The organism is Leclercia sp. TB492 (genome assembly GCF_049974505.2).
In the GTDB taxonomy this organism is placed as follows: Bacteria; Pseudomonadota; Gammaproteobacteria; order Enterobacterales; family Enterobacteriaceae; genus Enterobacter; species Enterobacter adecarboxylatus_C.
This window is the reverse complement of record NZ_CM127572.1, coordinates 1,964,300-1,986,231: the sequence shown is the minus strand read 5'-3', so window position 1 is coordinate 1,986,231 and position 21,932 is coordinate 1,964,300. Positions and strand designations below refer to the sequence as shown.

The 21,932-nt window shown below is 58.3% G+C and carries 21 protein-coding genes; 16 read left to right on the top strand and 5 right to left on the bottom strand.

Annotated features, from left to right (window positions below; all coding sequences use genetic code 11):
• Positions 1-34 precede the first annotated feature (34 nt).
• Entirely contained in the window at positions 35-1,681 is a 1,647-nt protein-coding gene (gene fumA / locus ACP4QI_RS09335) for a class I fumarate hydratase FumA (RefSeq protein WP_426494810.1), read from the bottom strand.
• 199 nt (positions 1,682-1,880) lie between these two features.
• Here fumA and manA point away from each other — a divergent pair, with 199 nt between their 5' ends.
• Both manA and ACP4QI_RS09325 read left to right on the top strand, forming a co-directional pair.
• Entirely contained in the window at positions 1,881-3,056 is a 1,176-nt protein-coding gene (manA, locus tag ACP4QI_RS09330; protein WP_426494811.1) for a mannose-6-phosphate isomerase, read from the top strand.
• Between the two features lie 98 nt (positions 3,057-3,154).
• Positions 3,155-4,705 (top strand): YdgA family protein, encoded by a 1,551-nt coding sequence (locus tag ACP4QI_RS09325; protein WP_426494812.1) that lies wholly within the window; start codon positions 3,155-3,157, stop codon positions 4,703-4,705.
• Between the two features lie 39 nt (positions 4,706-4,744).
• Here ACP4QI_RS09325 and ACP4QI_RS09320 read toward each other — a convergent pair whose 3' ends face one another.
• A complete protein-coding gene (locus ACP4QI_RS09320) occupies positions 4,745-5,599 on the bottom strand; it encodes an alpha/beta fold hydrolase (RefSeq protein WP_426494813.1) in 855 nt (284 codons plus the stop codon).
• Between the two features lie 15 nt (positions 5,600-5,614).
• Positions 5,615-6,595 (bottom strand): MBL fold metallo-hydrolase, encoded by a 981-nt coding sequence (locus ACP4QI_RS09315; RefSeq protein ID WP_426494814.1) that lies wholly within the window; start codon positions 6,593-6,595, stop codon positions 5,615-5,617.
• 108 nt (positions 6,596-6,703) lie between these two features.
• Between ACP4QI_RS09315 and ACP4QI_RS09310 the strand changes: the two genes are divergently transcribed.
• Positions 6,704-7,600, top strand: coding sequence for a LysR family transcriptional regulator (locus ACP4QI_RS09310; protein ID WP_426494815.1), 897 nt, complete (start codon positions 6,704-6,706; stop codon positions 7,598-7,600).
• A 2-nt stretch (positions 7,601-7,602) separates the two neighbouring features.
• On the opposite strand, the gene ACP4QI_RS09305 is transcribed toward ACP4QI_RS09310, so the two are convergent.
• Positions 7,603-8,631, bottom strand: coding sequence for a Mal regulon transcriptional regulator MalI (locus ACP4QI_RS09305; RefSeq protein WP_426494816.1), 1,029 nt, complete (start codon positions 8,629-8,631; stop codon positions 7,603-7,605).
• Positions 8,632-8,809: 178 nt separating this feature from the next.
• Between ACP4QI_RS09305 and malX the strand changes: the two genes are divergently transcribed.
• The 3 genes from malX (at position 8,810) to add (ending at position 12,722) form a co-directional block, all read left to right on the top strand.
• Entirely contained in the window at positions 8,810-10,402 is a 1,593-nt protein-coding gene (gene malX / locus ACP4QI_RS09300) for a maltose/glucose-specific PTS transporter subunit IIBC (RefSeq protein WP_426494817.1), read from the top strand.
• 49 nt (positions 10,403-10,451) lie between these two features.
• Positions 10,452-11,624, top strand: a complete 1,173-nt coding sequence (locus ACP4QI_RS09295) for a MalY/PatB family protein (RefSeq protein WP_426494818.1) — start codon at positions 10,452-10,454, stop codon at positions 11,622-11,624.
• 96 nt (positions 11,625-11,720) lie between these two features.
• Positions 11,721-12,722, top strand: a complete 1,002-nt coding sequence (gene add / locus ACP4QI_RS09290) for an adenosine deaminase (RefSeq protein ID WP_156263648.1) — start codon at positions 11,721-11,723, stop codon at positions 12,720-12,722.
• Between the two features lie 32 nt (positions 12,723-12,754).
• Here the strand turns inward: add and ACP4QI_RS09285 are convergent, their stop codons facing one another.
• Positions 12,755-13,795, bottom strand: coding sequence for an oxidoreductase (locus ACP4QI_RS09285; RefSeq protein WP_142489258.1), 1,041 nt, complete (start codon positions 13,793-13,795; stop codon positions 12,755-12,757).
• A 245-nt stretch (positions 13,796-14,040) separates the two neighbouring features.
• Between ACP4QI_RS09285 and blr the strand changes: the two genes are divergently transcribed.
• From blr to nth, 10 genes are all read left to right on the top strand, one after another.
• Positions 14,041-14,199 (top strand): division septum protein Blr, encoded by a 159-nt coding sequence (gene blr / locus ACP4QI_RS09280; protein WP_185902423.1) that lies wholly within the window; start codon positions 14,041-14,043, stop codon positions 14,197-14,199.
• A 200-nt stretch (positions 14,200-14,399) separates the two neighbouring features.
• Positions 14,400-14,615 (top strand): transcription modulator YdgT, encoded by a 216-nt coding sequence (gene ydgT, locus ACP4QI_RS09275; RefSeq protein ID WP_032617854.1) that lies wholly within the window; start codon positions 14,400-14,402, stop codon positions 14,613-14,615.
• Between the two features lie 84 nt (positions 14,616-14,699).
• Positions 14,700-15,140: a DUF2569 domain-containing protein gene (locus tag ACP4QI_RS09270; RefSeq protein ID WP_426494819.1), complete on the top strand. Its 441-nt coding sequence runs from the start codon at positions 14,700-14,702 to the stop codon at positions 15,138-15,140.
• 75 nt (positions 15,141-15,215) lie between these two features.
• Entirely contained in the window at positions 15,216-15,797 is a 582-nt protein-coding gene (rsxA, locus tag ACP4QI_RS09265) for an electron transport complex subunit RsxA (protein WP_142489255.1), read from the top strand.
• Positions 15,797-16,375 (top strand): electron transport complex subunit RsxB, encoded by a 579-nt coding sequence (gene rsxB / locus ACP4QI_RS09260; protein WP_142489254.1) that lies wholly within the window; start codon positions 15,797-15,799, stop codon positions 16,373-16,375. The genes rsxA and rsxB overlap by 1 nt, the downstream gene beginning before the upstream one ends.
• Positions 16,368-18,581 carry an electron transport complex subunit RsxC gene (gene rsxC, locus ACP4QI_RS09255; RefSeq protein WP_426494820.1) on the top strand — a complete coding sequence of 738 codons (2,214 nt, stop codon included), beginning with the start codon at positions 16,368-16,370 and terminating at the stop codon, positions 18,579-18,581. Before rsxB ends, rsxC begins: the two co-directional genes overlap by 8 nt.
• Positions 18,582-19,634, top strand: coding sequence for an electron transport complex subunit RsxD (gene rsxD / locus ACP4QI_RS09250; RefSeq protein ID WP_156263646.1), 1,053 nt, complete (start codon positions 18,582-18,584; stop codon positions 19,632-19,634).
• A gap of 10 nt (positions 19,635-19,644) precedes the next feature.
• On the top strand, positions 19,645-20,265 hold the full coding sequence (gene rsxG, locus ACP4QI_RS09245) for an electron transport complex subunit RsxG (protein ID WP_156263645.1): 621 nt from the start codon (positions 19,645-19,647) through the stop codon (positions 20,263-20,265).
• Between the two features lie 2 nt (positions 20,266-20,267).
• The gene (locus ACP4QI_RS09240) at positions 20,268-20,954 is read left to right on the top strand and encodes an electron transport complex subunit E (RefSeq protein WP_142489250.1); all 687 of its coding nucleotides are present in this window, start codon (positions 20,268-20,270) and stop codon (positions 20,952-20,954) included.
• Positions 20,951-21,586, top strand: coding sequence for an endonuclease III (nth, locus tag ACP4QI_RS09235; RefSeq protein WP_285110861.1), 636 nt, complete (start codon positions 20,951-20,953; stop codon positions 21,584-21,586). Before ACP4QI_RS09240 ends, nth begins: the two co-directional genes overlap by 4 nt.
• Positions 21,587-21,932: the final 346 nt, after the last annotated feature.

Here is a 21,932-nt window from a genome sequence, read left to right as displayed (position 1 = left end):
GATAAGCGCAGCGCCACCCGGCAGGGTTTTCAAACTACTTCACACAGGCCGAACACTGCGAAGACTGGATCTGTTTGAAGAAGTCGTTGCCTTTGTCATCCACCAGGATAAACGCCGGGAAGTCTTCCACTTCAATTTTCCAGATCGCTTCCATGCCCAGCTCCGGGTACTCCACGCACTCGAGGCTCTTGATGCTGCCCTGCGCCAGTACCGCTGCCGGGCCGCCGATGCTGCCGAGATAGAAGCCGCCATGCTTGTGGCAGGCATCGGTCACCTGCTGGCTGCGGTTGCCCTTCGCCAGCATGATCATGCTCCCGCCGTTAGCCTGGAGCTGATCCACGTAGGAGTCCATACGCCCTGCGGTGGTTGGGCCTAATGAGCCGGAGGCATAGCCGTCCGGAGTTTTCGCCGGGCCGGCGTAGTAGATCGGGTGATCCTTGATGTACTGCGGCAGCCCTTCGCCATTATCCAGACGCTCTTTCAGCTTGGCGTGCGCGATATCGCGGCCCACGATGATGGTGCCGTTCAGGGAGAGACGGGTGGAGACCGGGTATTGCGACAGCTGGGCCAGGATCTCGTTCATTGGACGGTTCAGGTCGATGCGTACCGCCTCGCCCTCGCCCGCTTTACGCAGCGCTTCCGGGATGTACTTGCCTGGGTTGTTTTCCAGTTTTTCGATCCAGATACCGTCGCGGTTGATCTTGGCCTTGATGTTGCGGTCCGCCGAGCAGGAGACGCCCATGCCCACCGGACAGGACGCGCCGTGACGCGGCAAACGGATCACGCGGATGTCGTGGGCGAAGTATTTGCCGCCAAACTGCGCGCCGAGGCCGAGGTTCTGCGCTTCCACCAACAGCTCCTGCTCCAGCTGGACGTCGCGGAACGCCTGACCATGTTCGTTACCTTCGGTCGGCAGGCCATCGTAGTACTTGGTCGACGCCAGCTTGACGGTTTTCAGGGTGCTTTCCGCCGAGGTGCCGCCAATCACAAACGCGATGTGGTACGGCGGGCAGGCCGCGGTGCCGAGGGTGCGCATCTTCTCCACCAGGTAGTTCTTCAGCTTGCCCGGAGAGAGAAGCGCTTTGGTCTCCTGATAGAGATAGGTTTTGTTCGCTGAACCGCCGCCCTTGGCGATGCAGAGGAATTTGTATTCGTCGCCATCGACGCTGTAGAGGTCGATCTGCGCCGGCAGGTTGGTACCGGTGTTCACCTCTTTGTACATATCCAGCGCGGCGTTTTGCGAGTAGCGCAGGTTATCTTCGATATAGGTGTTGTACACGCCGTGGGCCAGGGCCGCCTCGTCGCCACCGCCGGTCCAGACGCGCTGGCCTTTTTTGCCGGTGATGATGGCGGTGCCGGTGTCCTGACAGGTCGGCAGAATGCCTTTCGCCGCGATATCGGAGTTACGCAGGAACTGTAGCGCCACGTACTTGTCGTTTTCACTGGCCTGCGGGTCGCTGAGGATATCGGCTACCTGCTGCTGGTGCGCCGGGCGCAGCATGAAGGAGGCATCGTGGAAGGCGTGTTGCGCCAGTAAGGTCAGCGCCTGCGGGTCGACTTTGAGGATCTCCTGACCTTCAAACTCAGAGACAGAAACGTGATCGCGGGTTAACAGATAATATTCGGTCTGATCCTTGGCCAGCGGGAAAGGATCCTGATAATGGAAGGGTTTATTCGACATTGATCTCTCACTTACTGCTTGGGTCTGATTATGTAGAGCAGATGTTCCGCTGCTCGGCTTAAAAGCGAGTTAGCCTATCCTACACAATTTTTTAACAAAAACTGAGACTAGTACGACTTTTTCCGAGCGCAGGTTACTTCCGCCCGGTTTATTGCTTTAATACGGGCAGTTAATTCCACATTTGAAACAGGGCTTGATAATGCAAAAACTCATTAACTCAGTGCAGAACTACGCCTGGGGAAGTAAAACTGCGTTAACGGATCTCTACGGTATCGCCAACCCCGACAACCTGCCGATGGCAGAGCTGTGGATGGGTGCGCATCCGAAGAGCAGCTCAAAAATTACCGACGCCAACAGGGTACGTTCCCTGCGTGAGGTCATCGACGCGGATAAAGCCACGCTGCTGGGTACAAAGGTTGCCGATCGTTTTGGCGAGCTGCCGTTCCTCTTTAAGGTGCTGTGCGCCGATCAGCCGCTCTCCATTCAGGTTCACCCGAACAAGCAGGCCTCTGAAGCGGGCTTTGCCAAAGAGAACGCGGCAGGTATTCCGCTGGATGCCGCCGAGCGTAACTATAAAGATCCCAACCACAAACCCGAGCTGGTGTTCGCCCTTACGCCGTTCCTGGCGATGAACGCCTTCCGCGAATTCTCTGAAATCGTCTCCCTGCTGCAGCCGGTGGCCGGGGCGCACAGCGCCATTGCCCACTTCCTCGAAAAACCGGATGCCGATCGCCTGAGCCACCTCTTCGCCAGCCTGCTCAATATGCAGGGCGACGAAAAATCCCGTGCCCTGGCGGTGCTAAAAGCGGCGCTCAACAGCCAGCAGGGTGAGCCGTGGCAGACCATTCGCGTGATTTCGGAATTTTACCCGGACGACAGCGGCCTGTTCTCCCCGCTGCTGCTGAACGTGGTGAAACTGGAGCCGGGTGAAGCGATGTTCCTGTTCGCTGAAACCCCGCACGCCTATCTCAAAGGCGTGGCGCTGGAGGTGATGGCCAACTCCGATAACGTGCTGCGTGCGGGCCTGACGCCGAAGTACATTGATATTCCTGAACTGGTGGCTAACGTTAAATTCGTCGCCAAACCGGCCGCTGAGCTGCTAACCCAGCCGGTGAAAAATGGCGCGGAGCTCGACTTCCCGATCCCGGTGGATGATTTTGCCTTCTCGCTGCACGACCTCAGCAGCGCCGACACGCAGATTGCCCAACAGAGCGCGGCGATCTTGTTCTGCGTAGAGGGCGAAGCGGTGCTGAGCAAGGGCCAGGAGCGTCTGGTGCTGAAGCCGGGCGAGTCGGCGTTTGTTGCCGCCAGCGACTCGCCGGTCAGCGTCAGCGGCGTGGGCCGCCTGGCCCGGGTTTTCAACAAGCTCCAGTGACCGGCTGAATTTTTTAACAATTATTGCTAAGCTATTGGTAATCTTATGACCTCACCGGGCGGTTTTCACCGCTCGGTTTCATTTTAGGGATAATCACGATGAAGAAATCGGTTATAGCTGCAGGCGTTATTGTTGCATTAGGGGTGGTCTGGACGGGTGCGGCCTGGTTTACCGGGAAACAGCTGGAGGGCCATCTGGCAGAGATGGTGGTGCAGGCGAATAGCGAGCTTAAGCGTACCGCACCGGAAGCCGGGCTGGAGCTGAGCTATCAGGATTACCAGCGTGGCCTGTTCAAAAGCCATCTGCAGCTGGTGCTTAAACCGGTGGCGGGCACGCAAAATCCATGGCTACAGCCAGGACAAAGCCTGGTGCTGAACGAAGTGGTTGACCACGGACCCTTCCCGCTGGCCCAGCTGAAAACCTTCAACCTGATCCCATCCATGGCCTCGGTAAAATCGACGCTGGTGAACAACGAAGCCTCTAAGCCGCTGTTCGATCTGGCGAAGAATGAGTCTCCGTTTGAGGCCAATACCCGCATTAGCTATGCCGGTGACACCCGCACCGATCTCGCGCTGAAAGCGCTGAATTACGAGAATGGCGACGAGAAAGTGGCCTTCAGCGGCGGCAATTTCCAGCTCGATGCCGATCGCGACGGCAACAGCTTCTCGCTGAAAGGTGAAGCGGCAAGCGGTCTGGTGAATGCGGTGAACGAGTACGGCCAGAAAGTGCAGCTCACCTTCAATAACCTGAAAACCGATGGCAACAGCCGTCTGACCGACTTTGACGAGCGTATCGGCGATCAGAAAGTGACCCTTGATAAGCTGGCTATCGCCATTGAAGGCAAAGAGATGGCGGTGCTGGAAGGCACGGACCTGAGCGGTAAGGCCGAGCTGTCGAAAGACGGCAAGAGCGTCAACAGCCAGGTGGATTACAGCCTGAAGAGCCTGAAAATACAGAATCAGGATATGGGTACCGGCAAGCTGACGCTGAAAATCGGCAATATCGACGGCCAGGCCTGGCATCAGTTCAGCCAGCAGTATCGCGCCCAGAGCCAGGCCCTGCTGGCAGATAAAGCGCTGATGGAAAATCCGGCGCTCTATCAACAGAAAGCGACAGAGGCTTTCTTCAGCAACCTGCCGATCCTGCTGAAAGGCGAACCGGTGGTGACCCTCGCGCCGCTGAGCTGGAAAAACAGCAAAGGCGAGACCAACTTCAACCTGTCGCTGTTCCTTAAGGATCCGGCTACCGCCACGGGTGAAGCACAGACCCTGGCTCAGGAAGTGGATCGCAGCGTGAAATCGCTGGAGAGCAAGCTGACCATCCCGATGGACATGGCGACCGAGTTCATGACCCAGATTGCGAAGCTGGAAGGCTATAACGAGGATGATGCCGGCAAGCTGGCCAGCCAGCAGGTGAAAGGCCTTGCGGCGATGGGTCAGATGTTCCGCATCACCACCGTGGAAGATAACGTCATCAGCACCAGCCTGCAGTACAGTAACGGTCAGGTGACGCTGAACGGGCAGAAAATGCCGCTGGAAGAGTTCGTCGGCATGTTTGGCGTTCCGGCGCTGAATCTCGCCGTACCGGACGAGCCTGCCGCGCCAGCGGTTCCGGCTCCTGCGCCAGTGCCTGCGGTTCCACAGCAGTAAACCGCAAAACCCCTCTTCGGAGGGGTTTTTTATTGCCGGTCATCCTTTCCAGCCGGCCAGAAAGTCCATCAGCAGGGCATTCACTTTCTCAGGCTGTTCCTCCTGCGGCAGATGGCCGCACTCTTCGATAGCATAAGCCCTGAGATCGTCCGCCATCTCCGCCCAGACGCTCTGCATATCGAAGAGTTTACCGACGGCGTGAAAATCATTGCCCCACAGCGACATCACCGGGCAGGCAATTTTAACCTCCGCGTCGGCCAGATCCTGCTCTACATCCTCGGCGTTGGCGCGATAGTCCGCCATCGCCCCGCGCACGGCACCAGGGGCCTGATAAGCCCGGACATAGGTATCAAACGCCTCACCGCTGATGGTCGAGGGATCGAAGGTCCAGTCCGAGAAGAAATGGCGTAGCCAGATATGCTCCCGACCGGCTATCAGGGCTTCAGGCAGATCGGGCACCAGATGAAACAGGAAGAACCAGTAGGCGCGGGCGATGGAGGCGTTGAGATCCCGCGCCACGATGCGCGTAGGTACGTTATCCATTACCACCAGGCGCTCCACCTGCTCAGGATAGTCTTTCGCAAAGCGGGTCGCGACGCGCGCCCCGCGGTCGTGCCCCACCAGCACCACTTTGTTCAGGCCCAGGGCGCGCATCAGCTCCCGGATATCCCGGGCCATGTTGCGTTTATCGTAGCCGGAGGCCGGTTTATCGGTCTCTCCGTAGCCGCGCAAATCCGGGGCAATCACCCGGTAGTGCCTGGACAGGACGGGAATTTGATACCGCCAGGCGTAGTTGGTTTCCGGGAAACCGTGCAGGAGGATCACCGGCGCGCCTTCCCCCGCTTCAATGACGAACTGACGAATACCATTAGCCGTTACGGTGTAACTTTTCATTATCATCTCCTCGTCTTACTTCAGCAGTGGCACATCGGCCGCACGTTGATACGGACCGTAGATTGCCGGGTTCCAGCTGTAGCCCTGAGCGTCGGTCGTGATGTGCCCAATACCGGGGAAGGCCAGATGCGCTGCCGCCATCCACTCGCCGTCTTTCGCCAGGGCGTTAAATTCCTGCCCACGGGATGCGGTGGCCTTTTTCGCATCCACGTCAAAGCGAATCGACACTTCCGGGTGCGGGAACTGCACGGCAGGCGCGTGGATCAAATCCCCGATAAAGTTGATAGCCTTCCCTTCCGAGGCAAAACGATAAACCGTGCTGCCAGGCGTATGGCCGACCGCATAGGCCGTCTGGACTTCAGGGATCGGCGAGGCTGGCGGAACGAAGGTTTTCAGGAGTCCGGTCGCTTTATAGGCTGCCAGGGCATGCCGGGCGATGGCGAAATACTCTTTCGCATTGGCCGGCGCGCTGGCCTCTTTCGCCGGATCCAGCCAGAAGTCGGCTTCGCCCTGCGGCACCCAGACGGTGGCATTGGGGAACAGCGCTTTCCCGGAGGCATCGCTCAGGCCGCAGACGTGATCAAGGTGGAGGTGGGTCAGGAAGATAGTATCCACCTGTTCCGGGCGATAGCCAGAGGCCTCCATATTAGGAATCAGTTGCCCGGCGGTTTGCGGCACGCAGTGGCCCGCCCCGCTGTCAATCATCACCAGATGCTTACCGGTATTGACCAGAAAAGCGTTAAACGAGGTGGGCATGCGCTCGGCATCGATCTTATGCTGTGCCAGCAGGTCACGAATTTTGTCGGCTGAGAGCCCTTTTAACAGCGCAGGCGAGAGATCGTTATAGCCATCGAAAAGCGCCGTCACCTCATTTTGACCCACCGCCAGGCGGTAATAACCCGGCACCTGCTGGCGGATCTGCGCGGGGGCGTCTGCCCAAACGGCATTCGCTAAAAACAGGCTGCTGAGCGCTAAAGCCATTGTCATCTTTTTCATCGTCACTCCAAATTTACTGTTTATCAGGATGTGGAGTGACTATGGCGCTATAACGATAATTAGTGTAGATGTGTAATTTGATACGCCAGCATAACGAGAAACGAGATAATGAGACTGGACGATGTGGAAGTGTTCGTTGAAGCGATAAAAGCGGGTAGCCTGGCGGGTGCTGCACGTCGGCTTTCGATGAGCGCCATGGCGGCGTCGCGCTGCCTTAATAATCTGGAAGCCGAGCTGGGGGTTCGGCTGGTGCACCGCACCACGCGCTCCCTGTCGCCGACCAGCGATGGCGAGGTCTTTTTGCCGCATGCTCAGGCGCTGCTGGAAGATAAAACCAATGCCCTTGCCGATCTGTTTCCTGAGGGAGCACATCTGTCCGGGCGGCTGCGCATTACCGCCTCGGCGGCCTTTGGTCGCAGGATCATCGCCCCGATGCTGCCCGACTTTATGCGCCAGCATCCGGCCCTGCAGGTCGATCTCCTCGCCACCGACGAGCAGGTTGATATTGTCGGGAAAGGCATCGACGTGGCGTTACGTATCGCTCCGCTGCGGGACAACCGGCTGGTTGCGCATCGCCTGTGTGATAATCCCCGCGACCTGTGCGCCAGTGCCGATTATCTGGCGGCGAACGGCTATCCGACCAGGCTCAGCGATCTGGCGGGCCACAGCTGCTTAACCACCTCTGACACCACCCACTGGTCGTTTGAGCAGGACGGACAGCGGAGCAGACAAAAGGTATCGGGGCGATTTTCGGCGAATTCGATTGAGGCGATCTTTGAGGCCTGCCTGGGAGGAATGGGCATCGCCAACCTGTCCCGCTGGTACGTTGGGCCCGCCCTGGCGCAAGGCAGGCTTAAGCGGATAGTCCTGGAAGACGCCGAGCCGGAAGCGCTGGCCGTCTGGGCCGTTTACCCGACCTCGCGGCTGATCCCGGCAAAAGTGCGTAAGTTTGTCGAGGCACTTGAGGCGCGGCTGGCGCAAAATCCACTCACGCCACAACCCTGATGCTACTTCACCGTCACTAACCGGGCCGAAACGATCTGGTGCCCGGCCTGCACGTCGGATTTCTCAATCCGCTGCATAATGCGGTCTGCCAGGGTGTAGCCCATCTCCCGCGCCGGGGTGGTCGCCCAGACGATGGGCAGATCGTCCAGCGCGTTTTCTGACACATCCGCAAAGGCACCGAGCGCCACCTGATGTCCAAAGAAGGTTTCAACCCCGCCTTCCCCGCTCTGGCGTCCGGCCCGGATCAAGCCAAACCAGGCGCCCATGGCAATCACGTCGTTGTAGCAGATCACGGCGCTAATGGTGGGGCTGGCGCGCAGTAACGTACTTATCGCCTCCGCCGCCTGCTTCTGGCTGGATCCACACTCCACCACCCATTCACTGTGGAACGGCAGGCCGTATTTGATCAGCGTTGCGCAGTAGCCCCCCACCCGCTCGGCGCGGGTCAGGGACGAACTTTGCCCCCCCAGCCAGGCAATCCGCTGATGGCCACGGCGAATAAGATGTTCGGTCAGCATTTGTGCCGCCTGCATGTTGTCCGGGCGCAGGGTGTCGGCTTCGTCCAGATAGCTGGCGCGGGAGGCAAACACCAGCGGCACGCCTTTCTCCGCCGCCCGTTCGCACAGTTCATTGCTTACCCCGGATGCGCCAGCAACGATCACCCCATCCACCCCCTGCGTCAGCAGCATGTCGAGCCGCTGGAGCAGTTGATCGGCCTCGCGGCCGCCGTGCAGTAAAAAGACCATCCGCCCCTGAGCTTCCAGCGCCTCCGTCAGCCCCGCCGTCAGTTCTGCATAGAACGGCGAGGTGAGGTCGCGAACGATCAGGCCAATGACCCCGCTCTGCCCTCCGCGCAGCGCCGAAGCCTGGCGGTTGCGAACAAATCCCAGCTGTTCAACCGCATCGTTGACGCGCTGACCCGTCGCGGAGGAGATCCGCCCTTTCCCGCTCAGCACCAGTGAAACCGTGCTGACGGAAACGCCCGCCGCCAGGGCGACATCATTGATGGTGATCTTTTTCGCTACAGCCATGTGTTGGCGTGACTCCCTGATAATGAGATCGGTAAAACGTTTTATCAATACCTTGTATTTATACTCTCTGCCAAAGCCTGAGAATGTGATTCAGAGCGCACTAAAATTTGATAAAACGTTTTATCTTCTCGCAGCACTGAGGCAGGTAAACTTATTTTAACAATAAAGGAGTCGTTTTATGACGGCGAAAGCAGCACAAAAAATCTCGCTATGGGAATTTTTCCAGCAACTGGGTAAGACCTTTATGCTGCCCGTGGCTCTGCTCTCCTTCTGCGGGATCATGCTGGGCATCGGCAGCTCGCTCAGCAGCCACGATGTCGTTACCCTGATCCCGGTTCTGGGAAACCCTGTGCTGCAGGCGATCTTTATCTGGATGAGCAAGGTCGGCTCCTTTGCCTTTAGCTTCCTGCCGGTGATGTTCTGTATCGCCATCCCGCTGGGGCTGGCCCGCGAAAACAAAGGCGTAGCGGCGTTTGCCGGTTTCGTTGGCTACGCGGTGATGAACCTGGCGGTTAACTTCTGGCTGACCGCCAAAGGCATCCTGCCGACCACCGACGCGGCAATCCTGAAGGCCAACAACATTCAGAGCGTGATTGGTATTCAGTCTATTGATACCGGGATCCTCGGGGCCGTGATCGCGGGCGTGATCATCTGGATGCTTCATGAACGTTTTCACAATATCCGCCTGCCGGACGCTCTGGCCTTCTTCGGCGGTACCCGCTTTGTGCCCATCATTACCCTCGTGGTGATGGGGCTGTTTGGTCTGATCATTCCGCTGATATGGCCGGTCTTTGCCATGGGCATTACCGGTATTGGCCGGATCATTAACAGCGCCGGTGATTTTGGCCCAATGATCTTCGGTACCGGCGAACGTCTGCTGTTACCCTTTGGGCTTCAGCATATTCTTGTGGCCCTGATCCGCTTCACTGAAGCGGGCGGCACGCTGGACGTTTGCGGCCACGACGTCAGCGGCGCGCTGACCATCTTCCAGGCGCAGCTGAGCTGCCCGACCACCCACGGTTTCTCCGAGAGCGCCACCCGCTTCCTCTCCCAGGGTAAAATGCCGGCCTTCCTCGGCGGTCTGCCGGGTGCCGCGCTGGCGATGTACCACTGCGCTCGTCCGGAAAACCGTCATAAGATTAAAGGCCTGCTGATCTCCGGCGTCATTGCCTGCGTGGTGGGCGGGACCACCGAACCGATCGAGTTCCTGTTCCTGTTCGTGGCGCCGGTGCTGTACCTCATTCACGCCGTGCTGACCGGTCTGGGCTTTACCACCATGGCGGTGCTGGGTGTGACCATCGGTAATACCGACGGCAACGTGATTGACTTCGTGGTGTTCGGGATCCTGCACGGCCTGTCGACCAAGTGGTATCTGGTACCGGTGGTGGCGGCTATCTGGTTCGCGGTGTACTACGGGATCTTCCGCTTCGCCATCACCCGCTTTAACCTGAAAACGCCGGGTCGCGATACCGACGCGGCCACCAGCGTTGAGCAGGCCGTTGCGGGTAAGATTGGGAAATCCGGCTATAACACCCCTGCCATTCTGGCGGCGCTGGGCGGTGCGGATAACATTACCTCGCTGGATAACTGCATTACCCGCCTGCGCCTGTCGGTGGCGGATATGTCGAAAGTGGATACCAACGCCCTGAAGGCCAACCGTGCTATCGGCGTGGTACAGTTAAATCAGCATAATTTGCAGGTGGTCATCGGCCCGCAGGTGCAGTCCGTGAAAGACGAGCTGGCAACCCTGATGCGAACAGTAGAAGCCTGATGCCTCAACCCCCTCGCCATGAGGGGGTTTTATTTTAAGGACCAACGTCATGTTTGATTTCTCTACCGTCGTGGATCGTCACGGCACCTGGTGTACCCAGTGGGACTACATTGCCGATCGCTTCGGTGCTGCCGATCTGCTGCCCTTTACCATCTCGGATATGGATTTTGCCACCGCCCCCTGCATCATCGACGCCCTGCAAGCGCGCATCGGTCACGGGGTGTTTGGCTATAGCCGCTGGAAAAACGACGAGTTCCTGGCCGCTGTGGCCCACTGGTTCCGTCAGCGCTTTAACAGCGAAATTGATACCAGCGCCATCGTCTATGGGCCGTCGGTAATCTATATGGTGTCTGAGTTGATTCGCCAGTGGTCGAACCCGGGCGATGGCGTGGTGATCCACACTCCGGCCTACGACGCCTTTTACAATGCCATTGCGGGTAATCACCGTCAGGTGGTTGCCGTCGGTCTGCACAAAGCAGCACAGGGCTGGCAGTGCGATATGGCCGAGCTGGAGTCAGTGCTGGCCCGGCCGCAGAACAAAATCCTGCTGCTCTGTAGCCCGCACAACCCCACCGGCAAGGTCTGGACCCGTGACGAGCTGACCACCATGGCTGAACTCTGTGCGCGGCACGACGTGGCGGTGATTAGCGACGAGATTCATATGGATATGGTGTGGGGCAACCATCAACATACTCCCTGGTGCGAGGTGGCACAGAGCAAATGGGCACTGCTGACCTCCGGCTCCAAAAGCTTCAACATTCCCGCCCTCACCGGGGCTTACGGCCTGCTTGGCGATGAGGCCAGCCGCACGTCGTATTTGCAGGCGCTGAAGGGGCGCGACGGGCTCTCTTCGCCGTCGGTGCTGGCGCTGGTGGCGCATATCGCCGCCTACCAGCAGGGCGAGCCCTGGCTGGATGCCCTGCGCGGCTATCTGCAAGCGAATTTGCAATACGTGGCCGACAGCCTGAATGCCGCTTTCCCGGCCCTGAACTGGCAGCCGCCGGAGGCGACCTATCTGGCCTGGATCGATCTTCGCCCGCTCAATATCGATGACAAAGCGCTGCAGAAGGTGCTGATTGAGCAGCAAAAAGTGGCGATCATGCCGGGATATACCTACGGCGTGGAGGGGAACGGCTTTATCCGCTTGAACGCCGGGTGCCCGCGCAGCAAGCTTGCACAGGGGGTTGAGCGCCTGATTGCCGGGATCCGTGCTTTGCTTTAATTATGTTGCGCAACGGAATTATCCATTGCGCAAATAGCTTTTTGACGTCTTTTGTTTTTATAATAGCTCGCACTTCTACTAATAAAGAGTGCGACCATGATTGATACCACCCTCCCGTTAACTGACGTTCATCGCCACCTTGATGGCAACATCCGAGCCCAGACCATCCTTGACCTGGGTCGTCAGTATAATTTAACCCTGCCCGCACAGACCCTTGAGACACTGATCCCACACGTGCAGGTGACGGAAAACGAGCCGGATCTGGTCAGCTTCCTGAGCAAGCTCGACTGGGGGGTAAAAGTCCTGGCCTCGCTGGACGCCTGCCGTCGGGTCGCCTTCGAAAATATTGAGGATGCCGCACGCAACGGCCTGCACTACGTCGAACTCCGCTTCTCGCCGGGCTATATGGCGATGACCCATCAGCTACCGGTCGCGGGTGTGGTGGAAGCCGTCATTGCCGGCGTACGCGAAGGCTGCAAGACCTTTAACGTTGAAGCGCGCCTGATTGGCATCATGAGCCGTACCTTCGGGGAGGACGCCTGCCTGCAGGAGCTCGAAGCTCTGCTGGCGCACCGGGACCATATCACCGCCGTGGATCTGGCGGGCGACGAGCTGGGCTTCCCGGGCAGTCTGTTCCTCTCCCACTTTAATCGCGCCCGGGATGCAGGCTGGCACATTACCGTCCATGCCGGTGAAGCGGCGGGTCCGGAGAGCATCTGGCAGGCCATCCGCGAGCTGGGTGCCGAACGTATCGGTCATGGAGTAAAAGCGGTCGAAGATCGTGCCCTGATGGACTTCCTGGCGGAACAGCGCATCGGGATCGAATCCTGTCTGACCTCCAACATTCAGACCAGCACAGTGGCGACCCTGGCGCAGCATCCCCTGAAAACTTTCCTTGAGCATGGGGTGATGGCCTCGCTGAACACCGACGATCCGGCGGTTCAGGGGGTGGATATTATTCACGAGTATACGGTTGCCGCTTCGCTGGCCGGGCTCAGCCGGGAGCAGATCCGTCAGGCGCAGATTAACGGCCTGGAGATGGCCTTCTTAACCCCTGCCGAGAAGCAGGCGTTACGCGACAAGGTCGCACGCGGATAAGAAAAAGCCCGGCGATGCCGGGCTTTATTTTTTTAAGCAAGACACAAAGTCGCGCGATGTTTCGCAGACTCAATCCCCAGCTCAATTAGCTCCATAATCTGGATCGCCTGACTTGCCGGGACCGGGTTTTCCCCGTCACCGTTCAGCGCATCGCGGATACCGGCATAATAGGCCGGATAGTTCCCCGGCAGCGTCAGCCAGGTCTCTTCCACCCGCTCTTCCCCTTCGACGCGAGTCAGCACGCCGTCACGCATATCGTAGCCCCAGTCCTCCTGCGGCAGGCGCTCGCCGTTTTTCAGACGATCTTCCTGCGGGTCGAGACCAAACTTCACGTAGCTGCCGCGGGTGCCGTGCACGATATAACGCGCGGATTCCGCTGCCGCCATCATAGTGCCATGCAGTACCACGCGACGCTGCGGATAGCTCAGGACAGCGTGGAAGTAGTCCGTTGCCTGCGCGCCGGGGCGCAGCTGGGCCAGATCGACGTTCAGGCTCACCGGGAGACCGAACAGGTTAACGGCCTGATCGAGAAGATGCGGAGCCAGATCGTACCAGATGCCGCTGCCCGGGCCCGCCTGCTCACGCCAGCGGTTACGCACCTGCGGCCGGAAGCGGTCAAAATGGGATTCGAAAAAGGCTACTTCGCCGAGGGAACCGTCAGCGATCAGCGCCTTCACGGTCAGGAAATCGCTGTCCCAACGGCGGTTATGGAACACCGAGAGCAGTTTACCGAGGCTTTTCGCCAGCGCGTCCAGCTCGCGGGCCTGTGACAGTGTCACGGTAAAAGGTTTGTCCACCACCACATGCTTTCCGGCTTCCAGGGCCGCTTTCGCCAGTGGGAAGTGCGTGTCGTTCGGGGTGGGAATAACGATCAAATCAATATTGGGGTCGTTAAACAGATGCTTCGGCTCGGAAACCACCGGGACCGTCGGCCAGTCTGCATGCACTTTCGTCGCATCGCTGCTGGAAATTGCCGCCAGCTCCATCCCCGGAGTGCCATCAATCAGCGGGGCATGAAACGTTTTACTCGCATAACCATAACCTATTAATCCAACACGGATTTTATCGCTCATGAAGTCGCCTCTCATCTTTTGACACGCCTATTTCACACCATCTCTTCATCGGTCACAATAGATTAATCCGGGGTATCGCGCCTTAAGGCGATACATGCAATCAGTAATTTCTGATTAACAATTATAACTCGCTGAATACAATCGCAAAACATCATTGCAAAGCGCTTGCCGAAGGGCATTCTGCGCTGTAAAATTCTTAATCTGTATTTATGGATAAAACAAAATAACGAATCATGACGACAATTATTAATCGAATTATCGAGTTAGCGGGGTGGATTGTGCTGGGCGTGTCGGTGATATTGCTGGGGATCGCCAGCCATATCGATAACTACCAGCCGCCGGAGCCGGTCAATAGCGTCAATCAAGCCAAGCCGCATGCACTGATCAAAAATAGTGACATATGATGTCAGTTGCATATTGCCAGCCGTCATGAACAGCGTTAACCTTCATCGCCAGGCGTCGGCCGACGCCTGATTTCACCAGTAAAGAAAATTCTTATTTTTGCCGATACGCTTCGGCAAATGTTTACGTCTTTCTTGTTCCGTTTATTATTCGACCGAATTACTCCTTTGGTAGCACGCCTTTTATATGGAAAATTATTAATATGACCGTTCAGGACTATTTATTAAAGTTTCGCAAGATTAATTCCCTCGAAAGTCTGGAAAAGTTGTTTGATCATCTGAACTACAGCCTGAGCGATAACCAGGAGATTATCAGCATGTACCGCGCCGCGGATCATCGCCGCGCAGAGCTGGTCTCTGGCGGGCGTTTGTTCAACATTGGCGAAGTCCCTAAGTCGGTGTGGCGTTACGTGCTCTAAGAGGGTAGCCATTCCCCGGAAATGTTATATACTCTCGCCCCTGCTAATTTGCAGTTCGCGCTGTTACTGACTTCGGGAGAGAACATGACCACAACGGCTGGAGAAAGAATTGGCGGCTGGTTACTGGCTCCGCTTGCCTGGCTGCTGCTGGCATTATTAAGCACGTCGCTGGCGTTGGTACTTTACTCCACGGCATTAATTACGCCGCACGCGTTAAAAGCGCTGGGCGCGCAAAATACCGTTAATATCGTCATGTGGTTTTTATCTTTCGCCTTTGCAATTGCCATGTGGTACTACACGCTCTGGTTGACCATTGCTTTTTTTAAGCGTCGTCGGAATGTGCCTAAACACTATATTATCTGGCTGCTTGTCTCCGTATTACTGGCCGTGAAAACCTTCGCGTTTTCGCCCGTCTCCGATGCGCTGGCGGTGCGTCAGTTACTCTTCCCTCTGTTGATGACCGCGCTGTTTGTGCCTTACTTTAAGCGTTCGGCGCGCGTGAAGAACACCTTTGTGAACCCGTAAAACCTTACAGTTAACCTGTTGTCGCCTGCCACGGTTTATCCGATAATAGGCGGCTTTTTTATTTCAGGCTGAATAATGACCGATTACTTACTGCTCTTTGTCGGCACGGTGCTGGTAAACAACTTCGTCCTTGTGAAGTTCCTTGGCCTGTGCCCGTTTATGGGCGTATCCAAAAAGCTGGAAACAGCGATGGGGATGGGGCTGGCCACCACCTTCGTGATGACCCTTGCCTCGATCTGCGCCTGGTGGATTGACACCTGGATCCTGATCCCCCTCGGCCTGACCTATCTGCGTACGCTGGCCTTTATTCTGGTTATCGCGGTGGTGGTGCAGTTCACCGAAATGGTGGTGCGTAAAACCAGCCCGGCGTTATACCGTCTGCTCGGCATCTTCCTGCCGCTGATCACCACTAACTGTGCGGTGCTCGGCGTGGCGCTGCTCAACATTAACCTTGGGCACAATTTTCTGCAGTCGGCGCTGTACGGCTTTTCGGCTGCGGTCGGCTTCTCGCTGGTGATGGTGCTGTTTGCGGCGATCCGCGAACGTCTGGTCGCCGCCGATATCCCGGCACCGTTTCGCGGTAACGCCATCGCGCTGGTTACCGCCGGTCTTATGTCTCTGGCCTTTATGGGCTTTAGTGGTCTGGTGAAGTTGTAATGAATGCAATCTGGATCGCCGTCGCAGCCATTAGCGTTCTGGGGCTGCTTTTTGGCATCATACTCGGTTACGCCTCGCGCCGCTTCGCGGTGGAGGACGATCCGATCGTTGAAAAAATTGATGAGCTGCTGCCGCAAAGCCAGTGCGGGCAGTGCGGCTTTCCTGGCTGTCGCCCCTACGCAGAGGCGGTGGGCAATGGCGGGGAGAAAATTAACCGCTGTGCGCCCGGTGGCGAAGCGGTGATGCTGAAGATCGCCGCGCTGCTGAACGTTGACCCGCAGCCGGTCGACGGCGACGAAAGCGCGCAGGAGCCGGTTCGCATGCTGGCGGTGATTGATGAACCCAACTGCATCGGCTGTACCAAATGTATTCAGGCCTGCCCGGTGGATGCCATCGTCGGCGCCACGCGCGCCATGCACACCGTGATTGAGGATCTGTGTACCGGCTGTAATCTCTGCGTCGCCCCCTGCCCGACCCAGTGCATTGAGTTACGCCCGGTAGCGACAACGACCGACAGCTGGAAATGGGATCTTCAGACCATTCCGGTGCGCAATATTCCTGTGGAACAACATGTTTAAGTTATTTTCTGCCTTCAGAAAAGAGAAGATCTGGGATTTCGACGGCGGTATTCATCCACCGGAGATGAAAACCCAGTCCAGCGGTACGCCGCTGCGCCAGATCCCGCTGGCTAACCGTTTTGTTATCCCTCTCAAGCAGCACATCGGTGCTGAGGGCGAGCTGTGCGTTAAGGTCGGTGACCGCGTGTTGCGCGGCCAGCCGCTGACCTTTGGACGCGGACGTATGCTCCCGGTTCATGCCCCAACCTCCGGCACCGTGGCGGCGATTGCCCCGCACACCGTGGCCCACCCTTCCGCCCTCTCCGAGCTGTGCGTGGTGATTGACGCCGATGGCGAAGATCGCTGGATCGAACGTGAGGGCTGGAGCGACTACCGCAGCCACAGCCGTGAAGATCTTATTTCCCGTATCCACCAGTCTGGCGTCGCCGGTCTGGGCGGCGCGGGCTTCCCGACCGGGAACAAATTGCAGGGCGGTGGCGATAAGATCCAGACGCTGATTATCAACGCCGCCGAATGTGAGCCGTACATCACCGCGGACGATCGCCTGATGCAGGACTGCGCCGCGCAGATCGTCGAGGGTATCCGCATCCTCGCCCATGTTCTGCAGCCGAAAGAGGTGCTGATCGGCATTGAAGACAACAAGCCGCAGGCCATCTCCATGCTGCGTGCGGTGCTGGCGGGCAGCCACGATATCAGCCTGCGGGTGATCCCGACCAAATACCCGTCCGGCGGCGCGAAGCAGCTGACCCAGATCCTGACCGGCAAGCAGGTTCCGCACGGCGGTCGCTCATCAGATATCGGCGTGCTGATGCAGAACGTCGGCACCGCCTATGCGGTGAAGCGCGCCGTTGTTGACGGCGAGCCGCTGACCGAGCGCGTTGTTACCCTGACCGGTGAAGCCGTCAGCCGACCCGGCAACGTCTGGGCGCGACTGGGCACCCCGGTGCGTCATCTGCTGGACCAGGCCGGGTTCTGCCCGAGCGCGGAGCAGATGGTGATCATGGGCGGGCCGCTGATGGGCTTTACCCTGCCGTGGCTGGATGTCCCGGTGGTAAAAATCACCAACTGCCTGCTGGCGCCATCCGTCAGCGAGATGGGCGAAGTGCAGGAAGAGAAAGGCTGCATTCGCTGCAGCGCCTGCGCCGACGCCTGTCCGGCCGATCTGCTGCCCCAGCAGCTCTACTGGTTCAGCAAAGGCCAGATCCACGACAAAGCCAAATCCCATAACCTGGCCGACTGCATTGAGTGCGGAGCCTGCGCCTGGGTCTGCCCGAGCAATATTCCGCTGGTGCAATACTTCCGCGTCGAGAAGGCCGAAATTTACGCTATCGCCCAGGAAGAGAAACGCGCCGCCGACGCGAAAGCGCGCTTTGAAGCCCGCCAGCAGCGTCTTGAGCGCGAAAAAGCCGCCCGCGAGGAGCGCCATAAAAAGGCTGCGGTACAACCAGCGGCGAAAGATCAGGATGCCATTAATGCGGCCCTGGCCCGCGTGCGCGAGAAGAAAGCTACCGCCGCGCAGGATGTGGTGATCCCGGCAGGAGAACGCCCGGATAACAGCGAAGCCATTGCCGCGCGCGAAGCACGTAAAGCAGAGGCCCGCGCCCGTCAGGCGGAAAAAGCACAGACCAGCGCCGCACAACCAGAAGCCGATCCGCGTAAAGCCGCGGTCGAGGCCGCTATCGCCCGCGCCAAAGCGCGTAAAGGCGCACCGCCGGAAGAGACGCAGGCCGAGCCTGCCCCGGTCGATCCGCGTAAAGCGGCGGTCGAAGCCGCCATCGCACGCGCGAAAGCCCGTAAAGCCGCACCGCCGGAAGAGGCGCAGGCCGAGGCTGCCCCGGTCGATCCGCGTAAAGCGGCAGTCGAAGCCGCCATTGCCTGCGCCAAAGCCCGTAAAGCGGCGCAGCCGGACGATATTCAGATCGAACAGACCCCGGTCGATCCGCGTAAAGCCGTGGTCGAAGCCGCCATTGCCCGGGCGAAAGCCCGCAAAGCGGCGCAGCCGGACGCTACACCGGCAGAACCCGCTCCGGTCGATCCGCGTAAAGCGGCGGTCGAAGCCGCCATTGCCCGTGCGAAAGCACGCAAAGCGGCGCAACAGGAAGAAGAACCGGCAGCCAATGACGATCCACGCAAAGCGGCCGTTGCCGCCGCCATTGCGCGCGTTCAGGCGAAGAAAGCCGCACAGCAGGCAGTTAACGAGGATTAAATGGTTTTCAGAATCGCAAGCTCCCCTTATACCCACAACCAGCGCCAGACATCGCGCATTATGATGCTGGTCTGTCTGGCCGCCATGCCGGGCATCGCCGTTCAGGTCTGGTTTTTCGGCTGGGGTACGCTGCTGCAGATCGTTCTCGGCTGTGTGAGCGCCCTGGTGGCGGAAGCCCTGGTCCTCAAACTGCGTAAAATCGCGGTGAGCAAAATCCTGGCGGATAACTCCGCCCTGCTCACCGGCCTGCTGCTTGCCATCAGTATTCCCCCCTTCGCCCCCTGGTGGATGGTGGTGCTCGGTACCGTATTCGCGGTGATTATCGCCAAGCAGCTGTACGGCGGCCTCGGGCACAACCCGTTTAACCCGGCGATGATTGGCTACGTGGTGCTGCTGATCTCCTTCCCGGTGCAGATGACCAGCTGGCTGCCGCCGCATGAGATTGCCGCGACCGTGCCAGGCTTTATGGATGCCCTGCAGGTGATCTTCTCCGGCCATACCGCCAGCGGCGCGGACATGAACACCCTGCGAATGGGCGTGGACGGCATCAGCCAGGCCACCCCGCTCGATACCTTTAAAACTTCCCTGCACGCCGGTCACAGCGTGGAGCAGATCCTGCAGTACCCGATCTACAGCGGCGTGCTCGCCGGTGCGGGCTGGCAGTGGGTTAACCTGGCGTATCTGGCCGGGGGAGTGTTCCTGCTGTGGCAGAAAACGATCCGCTGGCATATCCCGGTGAGCTTCCTGGTCACTCTCGCGATCTGTTCCGGCCTGGGCTGGGCATTCTCCCCTGAGTCTCTGGCTTCCCCGCAGATCCATCTGCTGTCCGGCGCGACCATGCTGGGGGCGTTCTTTATTCTGACCGATCCGGTGACGGCCTCGACCACCAACCGTGGACGCCTGATTTTCGGCGCGCTGGCCGGTCTGCTGGTGTGGCTGATCCGCAGCTTTGGCGGCTATCCGGACGGCGTGGCCTTTGCGGTTCTGCTGGCCAACATTACCGTACCGTTAATTGACTACTACACGCGTCCGCGCGTGTACGGCCACCGCTAAGGGACTCGCCATGTTAAAAACGATGCAAAAACACGGCGTGACGCTGGCGGTCTTTGCCGCGGTGCTGACCGGCCTGACGGCACTGGTCAACGGCCTGACCAAATCCACCATCGACGAACAGGCGGCCCGTCAGCAAAAGGCGCTGTTCGACCAGGTGATCCCGGCGGAGCTTTACGATAACGATCTGCAGAAAAGTTGTTATCTTGCTGAGGCTGCGCCATTAGGCAAAGGTACCCACCGCATCTTTATCGCCCGTAAAGGGGATGCTCCGGTGGGCGTCGTGATGGAAGCTACCGCGCCAGACGGCTATTCCGGCGCTATCCAGCTGCTGGTCGGCACTGATTTCTCCGGCACCGTGCTGGGAACGCGCGTCACCGAGCATCACGAAACGCCAGGGCTCGGGGATAAAATCGAAACCCGCTTAAGCGACTGGATTTTGCACTTTGCCGGCAAAACCATCCACGGCAGTGACGATCCGGCGTTCGCGGTGAAGAAAGATGGCGGTGAATTCGATCAGTTTACTGGGGCGACCATCACCCCCCGCGCGGTGGTGAACGCCGTTAGACGTGCGGGTGTGTATGCCCAAACGTTGCCTGCGCAACTTAACAATCTGCCTGCCTGTGAGGAGTGATCATGAGCCAGGTTAAAGAGGTTATTGTCCAGGGTCTGTGGAAAAACAACTCCGCCCTGGTACAGCTGTTGGGGATGTGTCCGCTGCTGGCCGTCACCTCGACTGCCACCAACGCGCTCGGTCTGGGTCTTGCCACTACGCTGGTGCTGACCCTGACCAACCTGTCGATCTCTGCCCTGCGTCGCTGGACGCCGTCAGAAATTCGTATTCCGATCTACGTGATGATCATCGCCTCGGTGGTGAGCGTCGTGCAGATGCTGATTAACGCCTACGCCTTTGGCCTCTATCAGTCGCTGGGGATCTTTATCCCGCTGATCGTCACCAACTGTATCGTGGTAGGCCGCGCCGAAGCCTTTGCGGTGAAGAACGATCCGCTGATTTCGGCCCTCGATGGCTTTGCCATCGGCATGGGGGCAACCGGGGCGATGTTCGTGCTGGGCTCGATGCGTGAAATCCTCGGCAACGGTACCCTGTTCGACGGCGCAGACGCGCTGCTGGGCGGGTGGGCAAAGGCCCTGCGCATTGAGGTGTTCCACACCGATACGCCATTCCTGCTGGCGATGCTGCCACCGGGCGCGTTTATTGGCCTCGGCATGATGCTGGCGGTAAAATACCTGATCGATGAGAAACGTAAGCGCCGCGCTGCTGCCCGCAGCGTAGAGGAAGGGATCCCTGAGAAGGCCTCATGAACAAAGAGAAGCGTTTAACCATTTTGCAGCGCCTGCGGGATAACAACCCGCACCCGACCACCGAGCTGAATTTTACCTCGCCGTTTGAACTGCTGATTGCGGTCCTGCTCTCCGCGCAGGCCACCGACGTCAGCGTGAATAAAGCCACCGCGAAGCTCTATCCCGTTGCCAACACGCCGCGGGCGATGCTGGAGCTGGGCGTGGAGGGGGTCAAGTCGTACATCAAGACCATCGGCCTGTTTAACAGCAAAGCCGAGAACGTGATTAAGACCTGCCGCATGCTGCTTGAGCTGCACGGTGGCGAGGTCCCGGAAGATCGCGCCGCGCTGGAAGCCCTGCCCGGCGTCGGGCGTAAAACCGCTAACGTGGTGCTGAATACGGCGTTTGGCTGGCCGACTATCGCGGTCGATACACATATTTTCCGCGTGAGTAATCGGACAAACTTCGCCCCCGGCAAAAACGTGGAGCAGGTGGAAGAGAAGCTGCTGAAGGTGGTTCCGGCTGAGTTTAAGGTCGACTGCCATCACTGGCTGATCCTTCACGGGCGCTACACCTGCATCGCGCGTAAACCGCGCTGCGGCTCCTGTATTATTGAAGATCTCTGTGAATATAAAGAGAAAACTGACCTCTGAAACCGTCAACCGACGGTTTTTTTATAATGTAAACTGCTTACAGAAAGCATGACTCCCTGCTGATAGTACCTTTCATAGTTTTTCAACCTAAGCCAAACTTCGTCTTTCGCGCATTGTGCGGCTATATAACAATCAAACAGGTTAATTGTTTTTTCGTCAGCGAAATTTTCTATATAAATGTGATCAGGATCACTCTGTTCACATGGTGTTAATTTTATGTATAGCAAATCCCGATAAAGCCTTATTGCATCAAGAAACTGCCCCTGATAACCCGAAGATATGACCGGATATATTTCAGAACTTAGCCCATATCACTGCACAATCCCTTTTACAGCAGAACATATCG

Bases quoted from the DNA above. Each gene is read 5' to 3' on its own strand.
- ACP4QI_RS09325 (WP_426494812.1), top strand. From the start codon at position 3,155: ATGAAGAAATCGGTTATAGCTGCAGGCGTTATTGTTGCATTAGGGGTG.
- ACP4QI_RS09295 (WP_426494818.1), top strand. From the start codon at position 10,452: ATGTTTGATTTCTCTACCGTCGTGGATCGTCACGGCACCTGGTGTACC.
- ACP4QI_RS09320 (WP_426494813.1), bottom strand. From the start codon at position 5,599: ATGAAAAGTTACACCGTAACGGCTAATGGTATTCGTCAGTTCGTCATT.
- ACP4QI_RS09315 (WP_426494814.1), bottom strand. From the start codon at position 6,595: ATGAAAAAGATGACAATGGCTTTAGCGCTCAGCAGCCTGTTTTTAGCG.
- rsxD (WP_156263646.1), top strand. From the start codon at position 18,582: ATGGTTTTCAGAATCGCAAGCTCCCCTTATACCCACAACCAGCGCCAG.
- fumA (WP_426494810.1), bottom strand. From the start codon at position 1,681: ATGTCGAATAAACCCTTCCATTATCAGGATCCTTTCCCGCTGGCCAAG.
- ydgT (WP_032617854.1), top strand. From the start codon at position 14,400: ATGACCGTTCAGGACTATTTATTAAAGTTTCGCAAGATTAATTCCCTC.
- rsxA (WP_142489255.1), top strand. From the start codon at position 15,216: ATGACCGATTACTTACTGCTCTTTGTCGGCACGGTGCTGGTAAACAAC.
- rsxC (WP_426494820.1), top strand. From the start codon at position 16,368: ATGTTTAAGTTATTTTCTGCCTTCAGAAAAGAGAAGATCTGGGATTTC.
- ACP4QI_RS09310 (WP_426494815.1), top strand. From the start codon at position 6,704: ATGAGACTGGACGATGTGGAAGTGTTCGTTGAAGCGATAAAAGCGGGT.
- malX (WP_426494817.1), top strand. From the start codon at position 8,810: ATGACGGCGAAAGCAGCACAAAAAATCTCGCTATGGGAATTTTTCCAG.
- add (WP_156263648.1), top strand. From the start codon at position 11,721: ATGATTGATACCACCCTCCCGTTAACTGACGTTCATCGCCACCTTGAT.
- rsxB (WP_142489254.1), top strand. From the start codon at position 15,797: ATGAATGCAATCTGGATCGCCGTCGCAGCCATTAGCGTTCTGGGGCTG.
- ACP4QI_RS09305 (WP_426494816.1), bottom strand. From the start codon at position 8,631: ATGGCTGTAGCGAAAAAGATCACCATCAATGATGTCGCCCTGGCGGCG.
- ACP4QI_RS09285 (WP_142489258.1), bottom strand. From the start codon at position 13,795: ATGAGCGATAAAATCCGTGTTGGATTAATAGGTTATGGTTATGCGAGT.
- manA (WP_426494811.1), top strand. From the start codon at position 1,881: ATGCAAAAACTCATTAACTCAGTGCAGAACTACGCCTGGGGAAGTAAA.
- nth (WP_285110861.1), top strand. From the start codon at position 20,951: ATGAACAAAGAGAAGCGTTTAACCATTTTGCAGCGCCTGCGGGATAAC.
- ACP4QI_RS09270 (WP_426494819.1), top strand. From the start codon at position 14,700: ATGACCACAACGGCTGGAGAAAGAATTGGCGGCTGGTTACTGGCTCCG.
- ACP4QI_RS09240 (WP_142489250.1), top strand. From the start codon at position 20,268: ATGAGCCAGGTTAAAGAGGTTATTGTCCAGGGTCTGTGGAAAAACAAC.
- rsxG (WP_156263645.1), top strand. From the start codon at position 19,645: ATGTTAAAAACGATGCAAAAACACGGCGTGACGCTGGCGGTCTTTGCC.